This is a genomic window from Gemmatimonadota bacterium (assembly GCA_009838845.1).
In the GTDB taxonomy this organism is placed as follows: Bacteria; Latescibacterota; UBA2968; order UBA2968; family UBA2968; genus VXRD01.
Window position 1 is genome coordinate 98430 of record VXRD01000124.1, and the last position, 19091, is coordinate 117520.

The following is a 19091-nucleotide window of genomic DNA, read 5'->3' on the forward strand; positions in this document are numbered from 1 at the left end:
TTTCAGTCTCCATAAAATTTCACTACGGGTGGAAAATGATCATCTGGCGGCAATGTATCGGGTGCCAATTCCAGGGGATCTGTGACGACATGTTTTTTGCCGGTGTATTTTGCCGCTGCATCGACGAAAATTATCACGTATCCCACCCGCCAATCATCAGTTTGATTCGGTCCCGCGGTGTGAAATGTCATTCCGTGATGAAATGTGCAATCTCCCGCTTGAAGAGGATGCGTTACTCTGGTGCGCCACGCGATTTCCGGTGCGAATTCCCGCCATGCCTCCTGGTTATTTGTCGCCATGTCCGGTACGTCTTTCATTTCGTGCGATCCCTGTACAAATGACATGCATCCCATTTCTACGGGTGTATCCTGTAGCGCGATCCACGCCGATAGAGCATTGGAATTGCGATCATAGGGCCATTTCACCAGGTCTTGATGGAATGCTGTTGGTACTTCGAGTTCTGGCATTTTTGCCAAAATGTGATCGTGCCAGATCCGCAATCTTACACCCGCAATTTTCTCTGCGACTGCGGCGACATTCGGGTGTTGTGTCAAGTTTCGCAATACCTCGTCTTCTCGCCATACGTTCACTTTTTGGTTAAATGGACGGTTTGGATCTTTTGGCATGGCTTCCAGTATATCCAGAGATGCCTGACGAAATTTTGCAACTTCATCCGGTGAGATGATCTGCGGGATTTTTATGACGCCATCGCGCCGGTATGTTGCCAGCATTTCATCTGTGATATCTGTTGGTGTCATGGTGTTTTCCTTTTTACTTATCCACGCTTTGCGAGGATATTATCCCAGGGCTCAATCCCACAACGCTCTGCCCAGGCGTCGTAAATTGCCGAGAGTTCGGATACGACATCGGGATTGTCATTTGCCAGATCGCCGAGTTCCGATCTGTCGGCTTCAATATCGTATAGCTCCCAATCGCCCGGGTAGCGCTTGACCAGTTTCCACTTGCCTTTGCGAACTGCGCCATTGCCTTCGTGTTCCCAGATCAGATATTCTTTGCCGTTGTCCTGGTTATCAAAGATCGGTGTCAGCGATGCACCTTCGAGTGGCAAAATCTCGTGTCCATTATAGGTCTCGGGATACTCGGCGCCCGCTATATCGAGACAGGTTGCCATGACATCGGTAAGCTGGCCGGGTTGCTCGCGCAATGTGCCGTGATCTGTTACATGAGCGGGCCAGTGTACGATAAAGGGCGTTGCAATGCCGCCTTCGTGAACCCAGTGCTTGTACAGGCGAAATGGCGTGTTGGATACATTGGCCCAGGGTACGCCGTAGCTCTGGTACGTGGTTTCGTCACCCGGCATGATGTTTGGATCGTTGCCGCGTTGGACTGGCCGTCCATTGCGCGTGGTGGCCGGTGCAATCGCGCTGCGTCTCATGCCGCCTCCCAGCTCTTCGGCACATCCCCCATTGTCGGCTAAAAATACGATCAGGGTGTTGTCCAGTTGCCCGGTCTCTTCGAGGGATTGGACGATGCGCCCAATGCCCTGATCCATGCGATCGACTTGTGCGGCATAGACTTCCATGCGCCGCTGCTGCCACGCCTTGTGATCGGCTTCTTCCCAGGGCACTTGAGAAGAGTCGCGGTCGCTCAATCCCCATCCGGGTTTTAAGATGCCCATTTCGCGCATGCGCGCCAGACGCTCTTCGCGCAGTTGATCCCATCCCGCGGCAAAACGGTCTTTGTATTTTGCAATATCTTCATCATGCGCGTGCAGGGGCCAATGGGGTGCGGTATATGCGGTATATAAAAAGAATGGCTGATCTCCGTTTGTCTGCGCGTGTTCGCGGATATAATCCGCTGCCTGATCGCTGATGGCGTCGGTCAAAAAGAAATCCTCTGGAAATTCATCCACTGTAATTTGCTCGTTGTCTCGTGTGAGAGTTTGTGGCTTCCAATAATTGGCGGCACCGGTAATGATGCCAAAAAAGCGATCAAATCCGCGCTGACAGGGCCAACTGTGTTTGGGACCGTCTGCATCTGTATGCCGCGTAATATGCCATTTGCCGCTCATATAGGTCGCATATCCCACGGTCTTGAGTACTTCGGCAATGGTTACGCTCTTAAAGTTCAGATCGCCCCGATACCCTTCGTATTCCCGGTCATCCATCATGTGTCCCACACTGGCTTGATGGGGGTGCAATCCCGTGAGCAGCGATGCCCGCGTAGGGCAGCACCGCGCTGTGTTGTAAAATTGGGTGAATCGCAACCCATTGGCAGCAAGTAGATCTAAATTTGGCGTGTGGATTTCACCTCCGTAACATCCAATATCAGAATAGCCCATATCGTCGTTCATAATCAGCAAAATATTTGGTCGCTCTGGCATTCGGGAACTCCTTATGTGAAGGGATTAAAAACGATCAGGGGTTCAAAATACAAAATACGAAGTCTTTTCACAATGCCCGCGTGCAGGGGTGAAAATAAAAACTGATTCAGTGACAGAGCGGGGTACAACTGGCTGGTGTTCAAGCCAGTTCATCGGCTGAGAGGTTAGACGTAGAGTATTACACCCAGGGTTAGTAACCACAGGGCGCAGGCGATCAGGAGAGGGATATCGCCTAATACAGTGGAGGTGGGGTTGCCTCCCCCATCTTTTTTGTAGATGAGATAGAGGTAGCGCAACATACCGTAGATCACAAAGGGTATGGTGAGGTTGAGGTATTTGGTGCCGAGTTTTTCAATGACTTCGGGCGACATGGTGTAAAGTGCGTAGGATACCAGTGCGCCGGCTGTGACGATGGCGATCATCTGGTCGAGAAATTGTGGGGAATATTCTGCGAGGATGCGGCGGTGGGCGCTGGCATCTCCTTCGAGCAGGGCGAGTTCATGCCGGCGCTTGGCAAAGCCGAGGAAAAGAGCCAGTAGCATGGTACAGAGGATGAACCAGGAGGAAATGGCGACCTGAATCGCCACTGCACCGCCGATGGCGCGCAGAAGAAATCCCGCGGCAATGATCATCACATCGAGTATGACGATGTGTTTGAGGTACAGCGTATAGGCGATGTTCATTACTGCATAGATAAGGAGGACGATGCCAAAATGGGGATGCACATAAAATCCCCCGATCAGGGCGGTCAGAGCGAGGAGGACAGCGGCGATGGCGGCGACAGAGACGCGGAGAGCACCCGAAGCTATCGGGCGGTTGCGTTTTAGAGGATGCTGGTGGTCGTTTTCTTTGTCTCGGATGTCGTTGAAAAGATACGCTGCGCCAGATATGAGGCAAAAACAGAGAAAGGCCAGACTGCCTTGCAGGAGATCGCTGGGTTCAAAAATGCGTTTGGTAAAAACGAGTGCGGCCAATACAAAGACATTTTTGACCCATTCGCGCGGGCGCATCGCGTGGATGAGTTGGAGCATAATCGTTAGAACAGCGAAAAGTGCCCCACCGGTTTATAAGGCGGGGCACTTGATTGCGAGAGATGGCTTTACAATGACAGGCCAAAATAGAATCGCATCCCGCTTACTTCTTCGATAATGTCGGGATTGTTGCGGGACGGGACTTCGAGTTTGGTGGGACGGGCAACTATGAAATAGCCGAACATGGGCAAGCGGTAATGTGAAAACACCTGGAATCGAATTTCGGCGCCGTAGTCGAATAGGAAAGAGTCTTTGAATTTGTCCCACCGCCCACTGTGTACTTCTTCATTTACGTCAAAAATATCGCCGATGCTGGCGGCATTGGATGTGCCGCCAAACTCAAAGAAGAGCGAGGCGTAAACTTTGTCAAAAAAGAGGGGCGGCAGTTCCGCGCCGATGTGCTTAAAGATGGGCAGGGTCAGCGTGGTGCGACCAAAGAGGGCTTTGCCGCCTGCGATTGTGAAATACGGATAGCCGCGCAAGGTGCCCAGACCACCGAGATAATAGCGCAGGGGGTAATAGAATACGCCTTCAAATGTGCCGCCTTCTTGTTGTACTTCTTTAACGTAGCTGTCTTTGTAGGCTCCAAAGACCTGTAGGGCGAGTGTTGAGCGGCCAACGAGCGGGATAAATTCATTGAAGGAGGCGATGTATTCGTTGAATCCCACGTTGACTTTATCGCCCCGGAAAAATGCGGGTGACAGGTCTTCGCCGATTGCATCCGGGACAAAGTCCTCGTTCAGATCTGGCGTGCGGGCCAGCGAATCTATCACGGTTGCGTTGATGCGCCGATAGCGGAAGGATAATGCGCGACCGCCCGATGGGTTGATGTAGAGGTCGGTGGCGGGTTTGAGGGTGATGTAGCTCCAACCGCCCATCCATTCGTTACTTTTGAAGAAGTCGAGTTCTTTGTAGAGAAAATCGTCGAGAAGGGTTTCCTGCGATGCATAGCCCGGACCGGGAATCTGATCGGTGATGTCTTCAACCTCACCTGTCCCCAAATTGGTCTGAAAGACGCGAGAGCTGTCGTGGAGGACCTGAACGGCGTGCAGGTTTTCAGAATACTTGCGGTAGCCATAGGCCAGACTGAAATAGTGTCCGCGGCCTACCCCCATTTCGGCGCCTACCGTAAAATCGGAGAATACATCCTTAAAATCGTCTTCTTCTGTGACCGTGAGGTCTAAGTGCTGCGTGACATTGGGGATTAAAACCTGTTGTCCTTCGTCGTTTTGGGTGATCAATGTGCCGGTCAGTGTATCGCGCACGGTTTGGACGGTACCCAAATCCACGATGCTGTTGATGGTTTGCCTGCTGCCTCCAAAGAAGATGCGGGGGACATAGGTGCTTTGTTCAGATAGAATGGGGGTGAGGCTGTTCTGGTAGTAGAAGGCGAATTCCGAGTTGAAGTCTTGTTGCCGTCTGAAGTTTTTGCCGATTAGGGCGGTGGTTACAAAAACGTCGCTGCCGAGCAGGTCGCCCCAGGCCCATTGAACACCCGCGCTGATTTGATCCAGGCCGAATCGGTTGCCGATAAATGTGGGGCCCAGCAATGCGATGGGTGTGATGCCGTAGGAGACGAGGCGCGTGGAATACCTTCCGATGTCGTGAAGGTCGGTGATGGATTTGCCGGTGTAAATTTCGGCATAGTCTCGCGCAATACCCTCGGGGGGATCAACGGCAACGGCCTCGGATAGGGGAATGCGGTAGAGGTTGTAGTTCGCTGCATGATACCCCGCGTAGATCACGTCTTTGGCGTCGGGGGAAATCGTGGGCAAAAACGCGCCGCCCACAACATTGGTCAGTTGCTTTTGTTCTCCGGTGGCCATGTCGTGGGTGTAGAGGTTGAAGATGCCCGTGCGGTCCGAACTGAAGACAAATCCACTGCCATCGGGCAGCCAGACGGGATCGCGTTCGTCGGCTGTGGAGTGTACGATGGCTTTGAAGTTGGCATTGTTGGCATAGGCGAGGCTGTCGGGAAATGCCTTGAGGCTGTCGGCTTTTGCCTGCTGGAGGCTGTCGAGTTGTGTGTCAACTTCTTTTTTTTCCAGCGAACGCCGGCCTTTTTTCTTTTCCCAGGTTGTGGCATTCACGTCGATGATGGCAATGTCGCGGTCTTCGCCCGTGCGGAATATGCTGAAGAGCAGGTGTTTGCCGTCGGGCGACCATTTTGGGCCAAAATACTGTGTGGCGTCGTTGTTATTTGTGAGGTACCGCACATCGGTGCCGTCGGTGTTTACAAGGCCGATGTTCGCCGTGCCATCTCTCATGGTTACAAAGGCGATTTGTTTGCCATCGGGGGAGAGGGTGGGGTCTTTGCCGCGCAGCCCCACGGTGACGCGGGTTTCTTTTTTCGTTTTGATGTCATAGGTGAAGATGTCCCAACGCGCGCCTACGGCTTTGATGTACATCAGGCTGTCGCCGCTGGCTGTCCAGACAAAGCGATTATCGACGCGGTCGGCTATTTTTGTGACTTTTTTGGTGGTGAGATCCATCACTTTGAGCTCGGTGATGAAATAGTCGCTGTCGTCGTTGGAGATAAAGCCCAGCTTGTCGCCTTGCGGGGAATAGACCGGGTGATAGTCCAAATTGCCCCTATCGACGATCAATTCGCCTTCGCGTTCGCCGGTTTCCTGGACACCGCTTTGAACCGCGCTGTATTGTTCTTCGATATGCGCTTTCCAGTCGCGGTAGAGTTGTTTGGCCGATACGCCAGTGGCTTTTTTTAGCGAGGAGTTGAAGTTGATAATGGGTCTGTGTTCAAAAATTTGTCGGACAACAGGGGGACCAAAGCGTTCGCCAATGTAGTTGAGCATGGCATATCCCTGATTATAGACCATTTCGCCGTGGAAATTGCCCTTGCCGCCGAGTTGCCCCATGCTGGGGAGGGAGAGCAGATCATTTTCGAGCGCGGCCATGCGCAGGAGCATATCGCGGTGTGTGTCCCAGCGGTCGTCGCCGTATTCGGTGGCTTCGTATTGCGAGATTCCTTCGGCAAAACCCGAGTTGACGGCGAGGTGATACAGGCCAAGTGTAAAGCTGAAATCGGGATTTTCATTGGCGCGAGAGGCGTTGACTATGCCAATTTGGAATGGCAAGCCCTTATAGGCGGCTTTCAGAGTTACGATATGGGCGAGTTCATGGACAAAAACATTGCGTACCCAGTCACTGGTGCCGCGGATTTCCCAGTCGATGGGGTTGGTCCAAAAGTGGATGTAATTGGCGCTGTACACGGCAAAGGCATTGCCCAGATAATCCGCCTGATCGTCAACGACGACGTGGATGGGTGCAATGCGATCGACAAAGGTAGGGTAATGGCGCATGAGATTCGAGAGAACCTCATCGCAGAAATCGGCAATGTGACGGGCGGTTTTTTCGGCTGTAGAGAAGTAGATATTGAAATATCTGGTGCGGATCATTTGAGCGCCAGCCGTACGCAGTCCCAAAAGCGATGGAAAAAAGCCGTCGGCTGTTTCGGGCTTCCAATAGGTGTAGCTTTTCTGATCGGGAGACGGACGGTTCAGCGGGGTATTGGCGAGGTCAACCCCAATGGCTTTGGCAGGACCTAAAGAGGGGGGCTGTGCCTGGACGGTGTGGGATATGAGGCCGGTGAGGCACAGCAACGTTAATATTTTGAAGACCTTCACTTATGACTCCTTGAGATGGTGGATGGTTTGGCACACGGGTTCTGCGCCTTAGTTGTGCCGCAAGATACAGGCCACGCTGTGACCGGGTTCGATGTCTAAGAGTTCGGGTTTGCGGTGGGCGCAGTCCGGCGTTGCTTCGGGACAGCGCGGATGAAATGCACAGCCCGAAGGTATGTTGACCGGGCTGGGAACATCGCCTGTTAAAATGGTGCGCGATCCCCTGACGCGCGGGTCGGGTATGGGGATTGATGAGAGCAATGCGCGTGTATAGGGATGCTGCGGATTGTCGTAGAGTTCCTGGCTTTCTGCCAGTTCGACAATTTTGCCCAGGTACATGACTGCCACGCGGTTGGAGATGTGTTTGACCACGCTCAGGTCGTGCGCGATAAAGAGATAGGCGAGGCCGAACTGTGTCTGTAAATCCTGGAGCAAGTTTACAATTTGTGCCTGAATCGATACGTCGAGTGCAGACACGGGTTCGTCCGCGACAATGAATTGCGGTTTTACAGCCAATGCGCGGGCAATGCCAATGCGCTGTCGCTGTCCACCGGAAAATTCGTGCGGATATCGGCGGGCGACGTCAGGAGATAAGCCCACGGTGTTGAGCAGGTCGGCGACTCGATCTTTTGTTTTGTCGCTGTGGATTTTCAGGGGTTCCGAGAGGATGCCGCCGATGGTGAGACGGGGGTTTAGCGATCCGTAAGGGTCCTGAAAGATGATTTGCATGTGCCGGCGCAGTGTTCGAAGTTGTTTTTTTCCCAGGGAGAGGATGTCGGTATTTTTGAATCGCACGGTGCCTGATGTTGCATCAATAAGGCGCAAGATAGCGCGTCCCGTTGTGGTTTTTCCGCATCCGGATTCGCCGACCAGGCCGAGGGTTTCGCCGGGAGAGATATCGAAGCTCACGTCATCTACTGCTTTGACATGCCCGGCGTTGCGCCCCCAGAGTCCCTGAGAAATGGGGTAGTATTTTTTTAGTTTTTGAACTTGAAGAAGCACTATTTCTCGCCTTATGCCATCCAACATGCGGTCTGGTGATCGCCGTCAATTGGTTGCAGTTGCGGTGTGGTTTCCCTGCAAATTGAATCGACTTTTTCACATCGATCTGCAAATCGACATCCCGGTGGAAATCGCGTGGCTTCGGGCACTGTGCCCGGAATGGTTCTGAGGCGCTTATTCGCGATATCCAGACGGGGTACTGATGCGAGTAAACCCTGCGTGTAAGGATGCCTGGGGTTGTGAAAGATCGCATCTGATGGTCCGGTTTCTACAATTTTGCCTGCGTACATGACCGCGACCTGATCGGCGGCTTCGGCAATAATACCCAAATCGTGTGTGATGAGCAGGACGGCCATGCCGAGTTGTTGTTGCAAGTCGCGCAACAGGTCCAGGATTTGCGCCTGAATAGTGACATCGAGTGCTGTTGTGGGTTCGTCGGCTATCAGCACTTTGGGATTGCACGAGAGGGCCATGGCGATCATGACGCGCTGGCGTTGTCCGCCCGACAATTGGTGCGGGTATTCGTTTGCGCGTTGCTCGGGATCGGGCAGGCCCACGAGGTGGAGCATTTCAACTGTTTTTTTTCGCGCTTCTGTTTTTTCTAATCCCTGATGCCGCCTCACGGCTTCATCAATCTGGAACCCACAGGTGTAAACCGGGTTGAGGCTGGTCATGGGTTCCTGAAAGATCATGGCAATGTCATTGCCGCGTATGTCGCGCATTTCGGTATCCGAAAGGGATACCAGGTCTCGGTTTTGAAAAAAAATATGCCCACCTTCAATGCGGCCAGGATGAGGTACCAATCGCATGATTGACAGCGAAGTAACACTTTTTCCGCACCCCGATTCACCAACAAGGCCGTAAGTTTCGCCCTTGTTGAGTGTGAATGATACACCATCTACCGCCCTCGCTGTTCCGCTGTCTGTGTGAAAATGCGTTTGGAGGTTGTCAACTGTCAGCACGGAATTGGGCATGTAAGATTTTTCTTTGGACTTCTATACAGGTTTGAACGTTCCCGTTTTTTTGCAATGAGTGAATGGACACGCGCTGCTCCCCAAATCAAAATAGAGGCAATTCGAGCACGAGCCAGTCTTCAAGTAAGAATCCGACGCGCCCAATCAGCAGCGAGAGACGCGCCATGATGGTGTAGCCAAATGATGCACCGAACGAGATCATGAGGAACCAGATACCGATTTTGGACGCCACGCCCACGGGGCCAGTGTGTTCGACAGAGTAAAAGAAATACACGAGTACTGTAACGACACCGACCAGAATAATGAAGAGGTCTAATCCAGCCCAGGTGGCTGTTATGGGTTGCATGGTCGGTTCTAGTTGAGCCAAAACATTGGCCGCAATGGTGCGCGGAATAGCCAGCCCCGATCCCAGGCCAACCACAAACGCGAATGCGATACGACTGAGCCAGCTAAATTTTGCTGAGGAGAGTTGGGTGAGCATAAAGAAACCGAGCAATGTGGGGACAATGAGCCACAAGTTGTTCATGCTTTCGCTGCCGAGTTCGGAGAGGGGATTCACGACATCGACCAAAAGCACGTTGTACCAGACCTGTGTGAGCGTGTACGCGGCTGCGACTCCTACATAGAGATTTTCGGCAAATTTGAAGAGGGGGTTGTCTTCGTAGAGAAAGCTGTAAAGCGACAGGGTAATGCCAGCCGCAATAAATATGCCAAAGCCGGCCCAATCCAGAGAGAGCTTGTCTGAGCCAAAGAGGTAAATATTGATGGCGGCAAAGAGGAACAAGAAGGCAATAAAAATTATATGATCGCGTTTCACTGGACGCCCCCTTTCTGGCGGCCATAGAGGAAGTACATCACATTGCCCAATATGATGAAGGCGATGATGATGAGATGAACAAAGGATTGTGCACCCATGCCTGCGGTGGCTTTGTCCGATGTTTCAATCAGGGTTTCATATTCGGCGGCACCGGCCAATCCGCCCATCATGCCGTTCATTTGGCCCGATTGCAAATAGGGGTATTGATCGGGTGCCATAACAGCAGTACAGCCAATGCCAAATTTGAATTTGTAGCGTTCTTGCCCGAAAGGTATCCATATCCCATCGGGTGTGTTGCCCGATGCCAGGCAGATCACATAGTCGAAGTCCGCCAATCCCTTTATGTTTTTGGTGACAGGTAATTCGGTCGTATCGCTACCTTGCAAATCTTTTTGAAATGCATCGTGAAAGTTTCTGCCCATATTGATGACCAGAGAACCCCCACCCGGTTTATAACCCAGATACGTATAATCCTCACCGTATTGTGTGACAAATTCTTTTGATGCGGTATCAAATGCTTCTTGTGCAAGCCCCACAGCAGTTGGCCAGTGAGACATTCCAACAACTTTGACATTTTTGCGAAAACAGTGGCGCAAAACTGCAAGGGCCATGGGCTGTACTTCGGGCATGGAGCCGGGACCGTAGTCAAAGGAGATGAGAATGGTGCCGTTTTTTGCACTCACTTCTTCGATGGTGTCGTAAATCGCTTTCACATCTTTTGTGATGGGAATAGGCAGGCGCACGGCTGCCAACGATGGAAGGATGATGCCGAGCGCGACAAAAATGAAGATGATGCGGCGGTCGATATTGAGCAAAAATTCTTTCATTATTCACCTCCGCCGAGATAAGAGCGTTCGATGCCAAAGATGATACGCAATGCCGTGGCGACAGCACCAAGGCTGACGCCGAGCAAGATGCCGCGTTTGGCTGCCAGATTGGGCACATCCATCATCCACTGGGCAATTTCGGGAAGTCCATGGTAAATTGACGCGCCAATGGGTACACGGCCGATCATCACGATAATGGCGGATACGAGCAGGATTGCCGCTTCGGGCGTGCGGGCTCGAAAAGTGCGATAGGCTGCCGAGGCGATGAAAAACGCGAGTATGGAGAACATGGTGGCATCGGCAGGTACCTGGACGTATTTATACATCCAGTCAAAAGGTCCCGAATTGAGTACCTGTGGCTCGAATGGACCTATACCATCATTGTAGATTGCAAAGAGAGTTGTAATTACAAAACCCACGAATACCAGGAAACTATATCCCCATGCAGCTTGCTGGCGTTGAACGCGGTTCCAGTGCAATCGCATCAGGCTATAGATGCCCAATATCATAGCAAAGGCAGCGACAATTCGATCCCAGGTTGCCAATTCTTGTTCGAGACTTTGAGCACCGCTGTATGGGATATAGAAAACGAGAATGCCAATCATACCCAGGACAAAGGCGATGATTAGCGGAAGAGTACGTCTTAAAAAAAGCATGAAAGAATCCTCTGCTAATATGCCGTGAAAATATGCGTGAGTGTTTGACTTCCAAGAGTCGCCAGGATCGTGCCCAAAATCATGACGATTAAGAGCACTGCTTTGCCGATGTCTTGACCTTTGAGGCTACCCAGCAATTTGGGTTCGCGGGCGAGATACGCGCTCGCTGCATAGAGTTCTTCGCCCATGAGCGTATAGTCACAGGTGGTAATGAAAAAGGGCAGTTGGGTGTAGGAGTCAGTACCCGCGATTTGGATTGCGCCTATGGAAGCACCTGTTTCTGCCAGCAAGAGCGATTCTGCGTAGAAATAGCCCATCATGATATTGGTAGCTGGTCTGTCGCGCACCATCATGCCGTCGAGAGCTGCGGCATAGCTGAATTGCTCGGTGGCAACCATAAAGACCATGTCCTCTGAGTAGGCATCGGGCCGACCTGCGTTGAGATAGGATTCTTTGACGACCTCCTGACTCACAGCCATTACTACGGGATCATTGTTGGCCACGCGCAATTCGGTGTTAAATTCGGCAGTGCGATTTGCCACGCGCGCGAGAACATTGATCGCCGCAATGGTAGAAACACTACCCATGGGATGCAATCCGTGTGCAAAAAGCACGGGTTTGCCCATTTCAGTTGCGCGACCGAGGGCTTCGTTAAGGGCTTCGAGACCGGCGATGCGGCGGATGAAGAGTTCGCGTTTTTGGGCGAGGAAAATGCCGCCTAAAATGATGAGGGAGAAGATCGTGCCGATGATGAAATTATTGGTTTTGAGGAAGTTGAATAAATTTTCAGACGCTTCTGCGCTTGCGACTGCAGAGGGAAATGATTCGCCAGAGGGAGATAGGGATATAACCTGTACATAATAGGTTTTGCCGTTTTCGATGGCGATCTTTTTAGACGGATCGGTGGGATCAGTATATTCAGCGATTTTGGCAAAGTGCATTTGGGATGTTTCTTCGCCATGCCCAAAAGTGCCTGGATCGCTGGATTGCAGGTTGCCCGATGGGTCGATATTGGTTGCGTGATGAAAAGGACCTGTTTCAGTTTCGCTAACTACAATTTTGTACATTGCCCCGTCGGGGAGTTCCGCGCGATTCCACACAACGGTGATGCTGCCTCCCGAGTCGTTGGGGGTGTCTTCAGCTTTGACACCGGTGGGTTGTTGTGCATACAACTGTGCCGTGCAGAGTACGAGTGTGATGCAACACAAAAAATATCTCATACGCAATCTCCCGATGGGTCGTTTACTCTTGGATGAGTTCGACGTTGGCACGCGGGACAGTGGCGCGTTCGCCATTGTCAAATTCGACTTCGAGTACGCGCACATGGGTTTCGGATTCGACTGTTTGCAATTCGGGGGGCAGTGCCGTGACTTTGCCCACCTGACCAAAATAGGGTGCGCGAATCACGCGCAAGAGTGCGCCTTCGATGAGGCCTGGATTATCGGATTCTTCGGTTTGTTCGTGGATGCTGGATTCTGGAATGATGATTTCGGGACGCAGAACACCTGCGCGGATCTGGGTGGCGCCCGAGACAGAGGCTTCTTTGCCGTTGTTTTCGCTCAGTATGTCAAAGGTTTTGTGCGCCATTGAGATGGAGCCAAAGCCTTCGGTGAGGATGACGGTGAGGCCGATATTTTCGGTGCCGGTGATGGCTACGCCGAGGTCGTAACCGAGCAGGTCGCGCAAGTCGGCGTCGCGGATGCCGCCGCCAATGATGCCAACGGCGCCGATTTCCCGCGCTTTGTCGATCACATCGAGAGTGAGCAAATTGCCGCCTACGACGATTGTACCTGCGCACGAGTCGTCGATTTGGTCGGGGGTTAAAATTTGGTCTGGCTCTTTGGAGATGACGTGCAGAGGTCCCCAGGTTTCACCGCCTACGCCAAAGATGCCCTGCACAAATGCACCTGTGGTTTCGACAATGACGCCTTCTTCGGGCAGGATTTCAACTATATTGCCATCGATGTATGCCTGTACCTGAACGGGGCGCGGAGGGGCGCGAAAGATGACCTGTCCAGTGATTTTGGAGATGCTTTCGAGGGTGCCACTAATAGGTGCTTTAACGGTGGTTTTGAACCATTTGATGAAGGGGCGGGTTTCGGCAATGGGTTCGCCTACTTCGACGGGGTCGCCTTCTCGTTTGAGCATGTAATTGGGCAATTCTTCTGGTGTGCAACTCAGGATGTTGACCAGATTGAGGGTGGTGACGTTGCCGGGCAAGTGCGTGTGGGCAACGACCTGATCGCGCGTCACGCTATCGCCTTGTGATACGACGACTTCACCTTTGAGGGGGAGTTGGCGCTGGCGTTGAAGAAGGGTCTGTGGGGTAACGCGAAGACCGGGTGTGTATGCGTGTGCCATAGAGTAATACCTGGGTTACGGATAACGGAATATACAATGCGTGGGTTACTTTACAAGAAAATAAATTAAATTACGGCCTTGCTCTTACCGGGGGTAGAGGTCGAGGGTCTCGCTCCACTGGCTTATCTGATCGGCGCGTTCGGATTGATTTTCGGCAAATACAATGGGGCGCCCGCGTCCGTCGAGGATCAGCCCGGCGGTGCCCCCTTTGACTGTGGTGTTCAGTTCTCGGCCCGGCCCGGCACCTGCGTCTGTGTTGCGCTCGGGCTGTAAGGTGAGGTGTGCTTCCTGACCTGCTTCGAGCGGGAAATGTAGAAGATCGCCAATATTCAGGGTGCCCGATTGGGTTCCGTCGGGAAGGCCGATTTCGTATTGCGCACAGGATGTGCCGATTTTGCCCTGGGCGATGGGTGCGATACAGGTGCCGAGGTAAATGAGGCAGTCGCGTTCAAAAACCTGCGTGGCGGCGATTTCGTTGACCGATGAAAGCACGCCGAGGTGTGGCATCATAAAGATGCTGTCAACGGCGAGGCGCGTGATGCCTTCGGGCTGGAAGGCGTCAATGAGCATAGCGGCTGTTTGCATTCGACGCGGAGCGTGAGATAGAACGCCGCCGCTTCCGACGAGGAGATCGAGGTCGCGCATTTTGATGAGGCTTTCGCCGCCTTCGGATTGGTCGAATACATCGGACAGGGTGCGCTCTGCCTGTACGCCTTTGAGACCCACGGCCAGTGCGCGGTGCTGGACAAAGGCCAGGCGCAAGGCTTCGCGGGCAATGGCCTGTTCGACCTGAAGTTCTTCGAGCATTTGCGGAATTGTGGTGGGGCGGATCATTTTGTTTTTGATGCGGTCTCGCAGGTCGGCTTCGTCGATTTTGAAAGGCACCCAGCGCATGACATCGTTGAGGCCCGCTTCGGCGAGTACGTTGGATACGCTGTAGGACATGCCGAGATTGGCAGATACCGTGCGGTTGAAGATATCGTCAAAGACGCTGAATACGTCGGTGGTGGCGCCGCCTATGTCAACGCCCACGACATTGATATTTTGTTGTTTGGATACGGTTTGCATCATGAGGCCAACTGCGCCGGGCGTGGGCATGATGGGTGCGCCTGTCCAGGAGATGAGTTTTCGATAGCCCGGTGCTTGCGCCATGACGTGTTCGAGAAAGAGGTCGTGGATCACGTGGCGAGCTGGTCCAAGGTTTTCTTCTTCGAGCGTGGGGCGGATGTTTTCCGTGATGGTGAGGGCAGTTTTGTCGCCCAGGGTGCGTTCGATTTCCTGCGCGGCATCTTTGTTTCCAGCGTAAATGACGGGCAGTTGGTATCCCGATCCAAATCGCGGTTTGGGGTCGGCTGCCGAAATGAATTCGGCCAGTTCGACAACGTGCGAAATGGTGCCGCCATCTGTGCCGCCCGAAAGGAGCACCATATCGGGGCGCAACTGGCGAATGCGTTCGATTTTTTCGTGGGGCTGCCGCCCGTCGTTGGACGCGAGAATGTCCATGACAATTGCGCCTGCGCCGAGGGCGCAGCGCTGTGCGCTTTCGCCGGTCATGGCCTGAATGACGCCGCCGACCATCATTTGCAGGCCGCCGCCTGCGCTGCTGGTAGAAATGTAGATGTCAACCCCGCGATGATCTTCTGCGGGTGTGATGATGGTTTCGCCGTCGAGAATTTGCCTGCCGGAGAGTTCTTCGACTTCTTGAATGGCGTTGAGTACGCCGCGCGTGACGTCTTCATAGGGGGCTTCAACTGTGGTAGGTGCTTCGCCTCGATAGGTCTGGCGATAGACATCGCCCTTTTTTTCTATCAAGATGGCTTTGGTCGTGGTGCTGCCGCAATCGGTAGCGATGATGACGTCGAGTTTATCCATGGTTTTTGTTTTCCAGGGTTTCAATATGGCGAATGAGACAGGGAATGCTTTCCCGCTTTTCCAGAAAGCGCGTGAAGCGGTCAAACTCGGCTGTTGAGGAGAAGATGATGGATACGAAGGGCGACAAAAAAGTCAAAAGTTGGCTGCCAATATAGTTAAAGGGTCGCCCGGTTTCAAGTAACATAATAGCTGGCGCTGTGAGTCTGCGCCTCACGATGAAGGCGGCGGCTTTTTCGGCGAGAACTTCATCGTCTTCAGTGATAGCACTTTCGGGGGGAGAAACGGCAAAGGCATGGGTGCAATAATTTTTAAGTCGGGTCAATAGCGATGTGTTTTTGGACGACATGGTAGATCTCAGCGGGGTTTTTCGAGCGCAGGAATTGACCTCGAAATGTGTCGAGGCGATGCGGTTTGGCAAAAGGACTTAAGAAGACGCCGTTGGGATGGCGTGCGGCGCGGCGAAAATTTGTCCACAAATACTGCCTGCGCATACCGATATGTGAAATGGTAAAACCGCGAGGGTCGATAACATAGCGCGTTGTGAAAAAATAGCGGGTCATCGCCGCGGTGAGCAATGCGAGTGAAAGAAAGGCGAAAGAGATGCTCTGAAAGCTCACGCCGACAATAAACGCGACGCCCAGGATGATGAGCACGAGTAAAACAGATTTTGCCAAAGGCTCTTCGCGCAAGGGATGCGAGGTCCAGGTCTTTGAAGAATCAATACTTGTCATTCCATTCATAGGTTGCGTATTTCTCGGCGATAAGGCGTTGGGTTTCGGCGATTTCTGTTTCGCTGAGTGAGGCTTCAACAAGTTGGATGTTAAAGGTATTTTGAATGCCTTGCCGGATGGCTGTGGCCGCTGTGTCGAAATTGATGGGGTATGCGAGAGCTTCAGAGAGCGAGGTGGTGTGGCGGTCGAGTTCGCGTGCAAAACGCTTTTGCAGGCCTGGTTTGTCGCCGGGCAGAAGGTCGGCGATTTGTTTGTGCTCTGCGCCGAGCAGGAGTGATCCGTGTTGCAAGAGCATTGTACCGATGCGCTGTTGCGCGCTGCCGATGAGTTTGCGCCCCTTAAATGTGACTTCGTATTGCGCCGTACTGGTAAAACAGGGCGCGGTGAGTTCTTTGCCGCGCGGTGAGGGCTGTGTTTGGCGACGGGATTCAAAGGTCGCATCGACGCCGAGAGCGCGAATACCCGCCAGGAGGCCTTCGCTGATTTTGCGATAGGCTTCGTTGATATTGCCCCCCATCACGGGATTGTCGGCAGGGCAGACAACGCTGTAGGTCAGTTCGTTCCAGTGCAAGACAGCGCGGCCACCGGTGGGACGACGGACAATGTCGATACCGCGATCGCGAACTTTTTGGGCATCGACTTCGCGGCTGATGCGCTGTGCATATCCAAAGGAGACCGCAGGCGGTTGCCACCCGTAAACGCGAAATGCGGGCCGAGCACCTGTTGCTATCGAGCGCACGAGGGCTTCATCTACTGCCATATTAAAAAAGGCGTTTCCATGTTGGGTATTCAGGAAACGCCATTTGGGGGGATCGCATTGTGTCACGGTTAGTGCAGGCCCAGATGTCTGAGCGCGTCTTTTGCGGCCATCTGTTGGGCTTCTTTTTTACTGCGCCCCTGTCCTTCGCCCAATCGATCGCCCTGAAGGGTTACTTCAATAAAGAAAATTTTTCGGTGATCTGGACCTTCCTCGGATATGGGCTGATATCGCGGATGGCCCTGTCCCGTACTTTGCGTGTGTTCGAGAAGCAGGCTTTTGAAGTTGAGATAGTTGCCGTCGGCGAGGATTTCTTCAACATTGGTTAGAATTGTGCGTTCGACAAATGAGCGGGCAGCTTCAAGCCCACCATCGAGGTAAATCGCACCTAAGAGCGCTTCAAAAGCATCGCCGATAATTGAGGTGCGTTGGCGCCCGCCAGATGAGATTTCTTCTTTGCTCAAATAGAGATATTCTCCGAGTTGGATTTTGCGGCCTTTTTCGGCCAGGACGACCTTGCTGACGAGCAGAGACTTGATCTGTGTGAGTTCGCCTTCTCTTTTATTTTTAAACTGATTGTAGAGATGTTCTGTCACAATGAGATCGAGCACGGCATCGCCCAAAAATTCCAGGCGTTCGTTGGAAGCAATGCTGCCTTCTTGAGTGACGTAAACATGGGACCGGTGTTTAAGGGCTTGTTCGAGTAAAGCGGTATTGGAAAAGGTATAACCGAGTTTGCGTTGGAGTTCTTCCTGGGAACGCACTCTGACGCCCGCGGACCAGCGTCTGATTGTTTGTAAGACGGTTCCGAGTCGGATAAAACCGCCCCCTTTCAATTCACGTAGCATGCATGGTCTCGTTAGTTGCGAAACTTACGCAGGATGAGTACTGCGTTGTGACCCCCGAAGCCAAAGGAGTTGCTGATGGCGATTTCAACGGGTATTTCTCGCGCTTCATTGGGCACGTAATCGAGGTCGCATTTTGGGTCGGGTGTTTCATAGTTGATCGTGGGCGGTACCACATTGTGGTGAACCGCCAGGGTTGCTGCAATGGTTTCAATCGCACCCGAAGCTCCCAGAAGATGTCCGGTCATGGATTTTGTCGAACTGACGGCGAGCTTTTTGGCCCGGTCGCCAAATACGGATTTGATGGCGGCTGTTTCTGCCGGATCGCCCACAGGTGTTGATGTGCCGTGTGCATTGATATAAGCTACGTCTCCGGGATTGATCTGTGCCTGCCGCATGGCACGGCACATGGCGCGGGCACCTCCCTCACCGCCAGGTGCCATACCGGTAATGTGATAGGCATCGCCAGTGTAGCCAGTCCCCACTACTTCGGCATAGATAGTGGCGCCCCGTTGTGTTGCGCGTTCGAGTTCTTCCAGAACAAGTCCACCGGCACCTTCTCCAATTACGAATCCATCTCGGTCTGCGTCAAAGGGGCGGCTGGCTTGCGTTGGGGCGTCGTTGCGGGTTGAAAGCGTTCGCGCCGCGGCAAATCCTCCGACTGACATTGGGGTAATGGCGGCTTCTGCCCCCCCTGTGATCATGACATCGGCTTCGTCGTCCCAAATTTCGCGGGCTGCATTGCCAATGGCATGGGCTGCCGAGGCGCAAGCCGTGACGGTGGTATAATTGGGGCCTTTGGCACCGAGGTGAATGGATACTTGACCTGCGGACATGTCGGGGATCATCATGGGCACAAAAAGTGGACTGATGCGTCTTGGACCATCTTTGCGATAGGCTTCGTGCTGATCCTCAAAGGTTTGGATGCCGCCAATACCCGAGCCAAATACAACCCCGATGCGTTCGGCCTGTTCATTATTGATATCGAGACCTGCATTTTCTACGGCCTGAACAGATGCTGCAATGGCGTACTGGGTAAAGAGATCCATGCGGCGCTGGCTTCGAGGGTCAATGCCAAAGTGCGCTGGGTCAAAGTTTTTGATTTCGGCGGCAAACTGCACGCGGAAATCAGTGGCGTCAAATTTTGTTATGGGGCCAACACCTGTTTGTCCATTGCACAATGCTTCCCAATAGCTTTCCGTAGTATTTCCATTGGGGGCAAGTGCGCCCATG

At 52.9% G+C, this 19091-nt stretch carries 17 protein-coding genes; all 17 read right to left on the reverse strand.

What is annotated here, in order from left to right; all coding sequences use genetic code 11:
• Positions 1-2: 2 nt before the first annotated feature.
• Positions 3-758, reverse strand: coding sequence for a phytanoyl-CoA dioxygenase family protein (locus tag F4Y39_17125; GenBank protein ID MYC15446.1), 756 nt, complete (start codon positions 756-758; stop codon positions 3-5).
• 17 nt (positions 759-775) lie between these two features.
• On the reverse strand, positions 776-2344 hold the full coding sequence (locus F4Y39_17130) for an arylsulfatase (protein ID MYC15447.1): 1569 nt from the start codon (positions 2342-2344) through the stop codon (positions 776-778).
• 164 nt (positions 2345-2508) lie between these two features.
• Positions 2509-3375 (reverse strand): decaprenyl-phosphate phosphoribosyltransferase, encoded by an 867-nt coding sequence (locus F4Y39_17135; GenBank protein ID MYC15448.1) that lies wholly within the window; start codon positions 3373-3375, stop codon positions 2509-2511.
• Between the two features lie 68 nt (positions 3376-3443).
• A complete protein-coding gene (locus F4Y39_17140) occupies positions 3444-7019 on the reverse strand; it encodes a hypothetical protein (protein ID MYC15449.1) in 3576 nt (1191 codons plus the stop codon).
• A 48-nt stretch (positions 7020-7067) separates the two neighbouring features.
• Positions 7068-8033 (reverse strand): ATP-binding cassette domain-containing protein, encoded by a 966-nt coding sequence (locus F4Y39_17145; GenBank protein MYC15450.1) that lies wholly within the window; start codon positions 8031-8033, stop codon positions 7068-7070.
• Positions 8030-8992, reverse strand: coding sequence for an ABC transporter ATP-binding protein (locus tag F4Y39_17150; GenBank protein ID MYC15451.1), 963 nt, complete (start codon positions 8990-8992; stop codon positions 8030-8032). Before F4Y39_17150 ends, F4Y39_17145 begins: the two co-directional genes overlap by 4 nt.
• 85 nt (positions 8993-9077) lie before the next feature.
• A complete protein-coding gene (locus F4Y39_17155) occupies positions 9078-9809 on the reverse strand; it encodes a hypothetical protein (protein ID MYC15452.1) in 732 nt (243 codons plus the stop codon).
• Entirely contained in the window at positions 9806-10636 is an 831-nt protein-coding gene (locus tag F4Y39_17160; protein MYC15453.1) for a hypothetical protein, read from the reverse strand. Before F4Y39_17160 ends, F4Y39_17155 begins: the two co-directional genes overlap by 4 nt.
• Complete coding sequence (locus F4Y39_17165) at positions 10636-11292, reverse strand: hypothetical protein (GenBank protein ID MYC15454.1); 657 nt, start codon at positions 11290-11292, stop codon at positions 10636-10638. The genes F4Y39_17160 and F4Y39_17165 overlap by 1 nt, the downstream gene beginning before the upstream one ends.
• Before the next feature lie 14 nt (positions 11293-11306).
• The gene (locus F4Y39_17170; GenBank protein MYC15455.1) at positions 11307-12512 is read right to left on the reverse strand and encodes a hypothetical protein; all 1206 of its coding nucleotides are present in this window, start codon (positions 12510-12512) and stop codon (positions 11307-11309) included.
• A gap of 22 nt (positions 12513-12534) precedes the next feature.
• Positions 12535-13653: a hypothetical protein gene (locus F4Y39_17175; GenBank protein ID MYC15456.1), complete on the reverse strand. Its 1119-nt coding sequence runs from the start codon at positions 13651-13653 to the stop codon at positions 12535-12537.
• A gap of 84 nt (positions 13654-13737) precedes the next feature.
• Positions 13738-15525: a methylaspartate mutase gene (locus F4Y39_17180; protein MYC15457.1), complete on the reverse strand. Its 1788-nt coding sequence runs from the start codon at positions 15523-15525 to the stop codon at positions 13738-13740.
• A complete protein-coding gene (locus tag F4Y39_17185; GenBank protein ID MYC15458.1) occupies positions 15518-15871 on the reverse strand; it encodes a hypothetical protein in 354 nt (117 codons plus the stop codon). The genes F4Y39_17180 and F4Y39_17185 overlap by 8 nt, the downstream gene beginning before the upstream one ends.
• The gene (locus tag F4Y39_17190) at positions 15834-16265 is read right to left on the reverse strand and encodes a hypothetical protein (GenBank protein ID MYC15459.1); all 432 of its coding nucleotides are present in this window, start codon (positions 16263-16265) and stop codon (positions 15834-15836) included. The genes F4Y39_17185 and F4Y39_17190 overlap by 38 nt, the downstream gene beginning before the upstream one ends.
• Positions 16243-17016, reverse strand: coding sequence for a lipoate--protein ligase family protein (locus tag F4Y39_17195; GenBank protein MYC15460.1), 774 nt, complete (start codon positions 17014-17016; stop codon positions 16243-16245). The genes F4Y39_17190 and F4Y39_17195 overlap by 23 nt, the downstream gene beginning before the upstream one ends.
• 68 nt (positions 17017-17084) lie before the next feature.
• Entirely contained in the window at positions 17085-17861 is a 777-nt protein-coding gene (gene rnc, locus F4Y39_17200; protein MYC15461.1) for a ribonuclease III, read from the reverse strand.
• Between the two features lie 11 nt (positions 17862-17872).
• Entirely contained in the window at positions 17873-19090 is a 1218-nt protein-coding gene (gene fabF / locus F4Y39_17205) for a beta-ketoacyl-ACP synthase II (protein MYC15462.1), read from the reverse strand.
• Position 19091 lies beyond the last annotated feature (1 nt).

Coding starts and splice junctions, on each gene's coding strand:
- F4Y39_17125 (MYC15446.1), bottom strand. CDS start 758: ATGACACCAACAGATATCACAGATGAAATGCTGGCAACATACCGGCGC.
- F4Y39_17130 (MYC15447.1), bottom strand. CDS start 2,344: ATGCCAGAGCGACCAAATATTTTGCTGATTATGAACGACGATATGGGC.
- F4Y39_17135 (MYC15448.1), bottom strand. CDS start 3,375: ATGCTCCAACTCATCCACGCGATGCGCCCGCGCGAATGGGTCAAAAAT.
- F4Y39_17150 (MYC15451.1), bottom strand. CDS start 8,992: ATGCCCAATTCCGTGCTGACAGTTGACAACCTCCAAACGCATTTTCAC.
- F4Y39_17160 (MYC15453.1), bottom strand. CDS start 10,636: ATGAAAGAATTTTTGCTCAATATCGACCGCCGCATCATCTTCATTTTT.
- F4Y39_17165 (MYC15454.1), bottom strand. CDS start 11,292: ATGCTTTTTTTAAGACGTACTCTTCCGCTAATCATCGCCTTTGTCCTG.
- F4Y39_17170 (MYC15455.1), bottom strand. CDS start 12,512: ATGAGATATTTTTTGTGTTGCATCACACTCGTACTCTGCACGGCACAG.
- F4Y39_17175 (MYC15456.1), bottom strand. CDS start 13,653: ATGGCACACGCATACACACCCGGTCTTCGCGTTACCCCACAGACCCTT.
- F4Y39_17180 (MYC15457.1), bottom strand. CDS start 15,525: ATGGATAAACTCGACGTCATCATCGCTACCGATTGCGGCAGCACCACG.
- F4Y39_17185 (MYC15458.1), bottom strand. CDS start 15,871: ATGTCGTCCAAAAACACATCGCTATTGACCCGACTTAAAAATTATTGC.
- F4Y39_17190 (MYC15459.1), bottom strand. CDS start 16,265: ATGAATGGAATGACAAGTATTGATTCTTCAAAGACCTGGACCTCGCAT.
- F4Y39_17195 (MYC15460.1), bottom strand. CDS start 17,016: ATGGCAGTAGATGAAGCCCTCGTGCGCTCGATAGCAACAGGTGCTCGG.
- rnc (MYC15461.1), bottom strand. CDS start 17,861: ATGCTACGTGAATTGAAAGGGGGCGGTTTTATCCGACTCGGAACCGTC.
- fabF (MYC15462.1), bottom strand. CDS start 19,090: ATGGGCGCACTTGCCCCCAATGGAAATACTACGGAAAGCTATTGGGAA.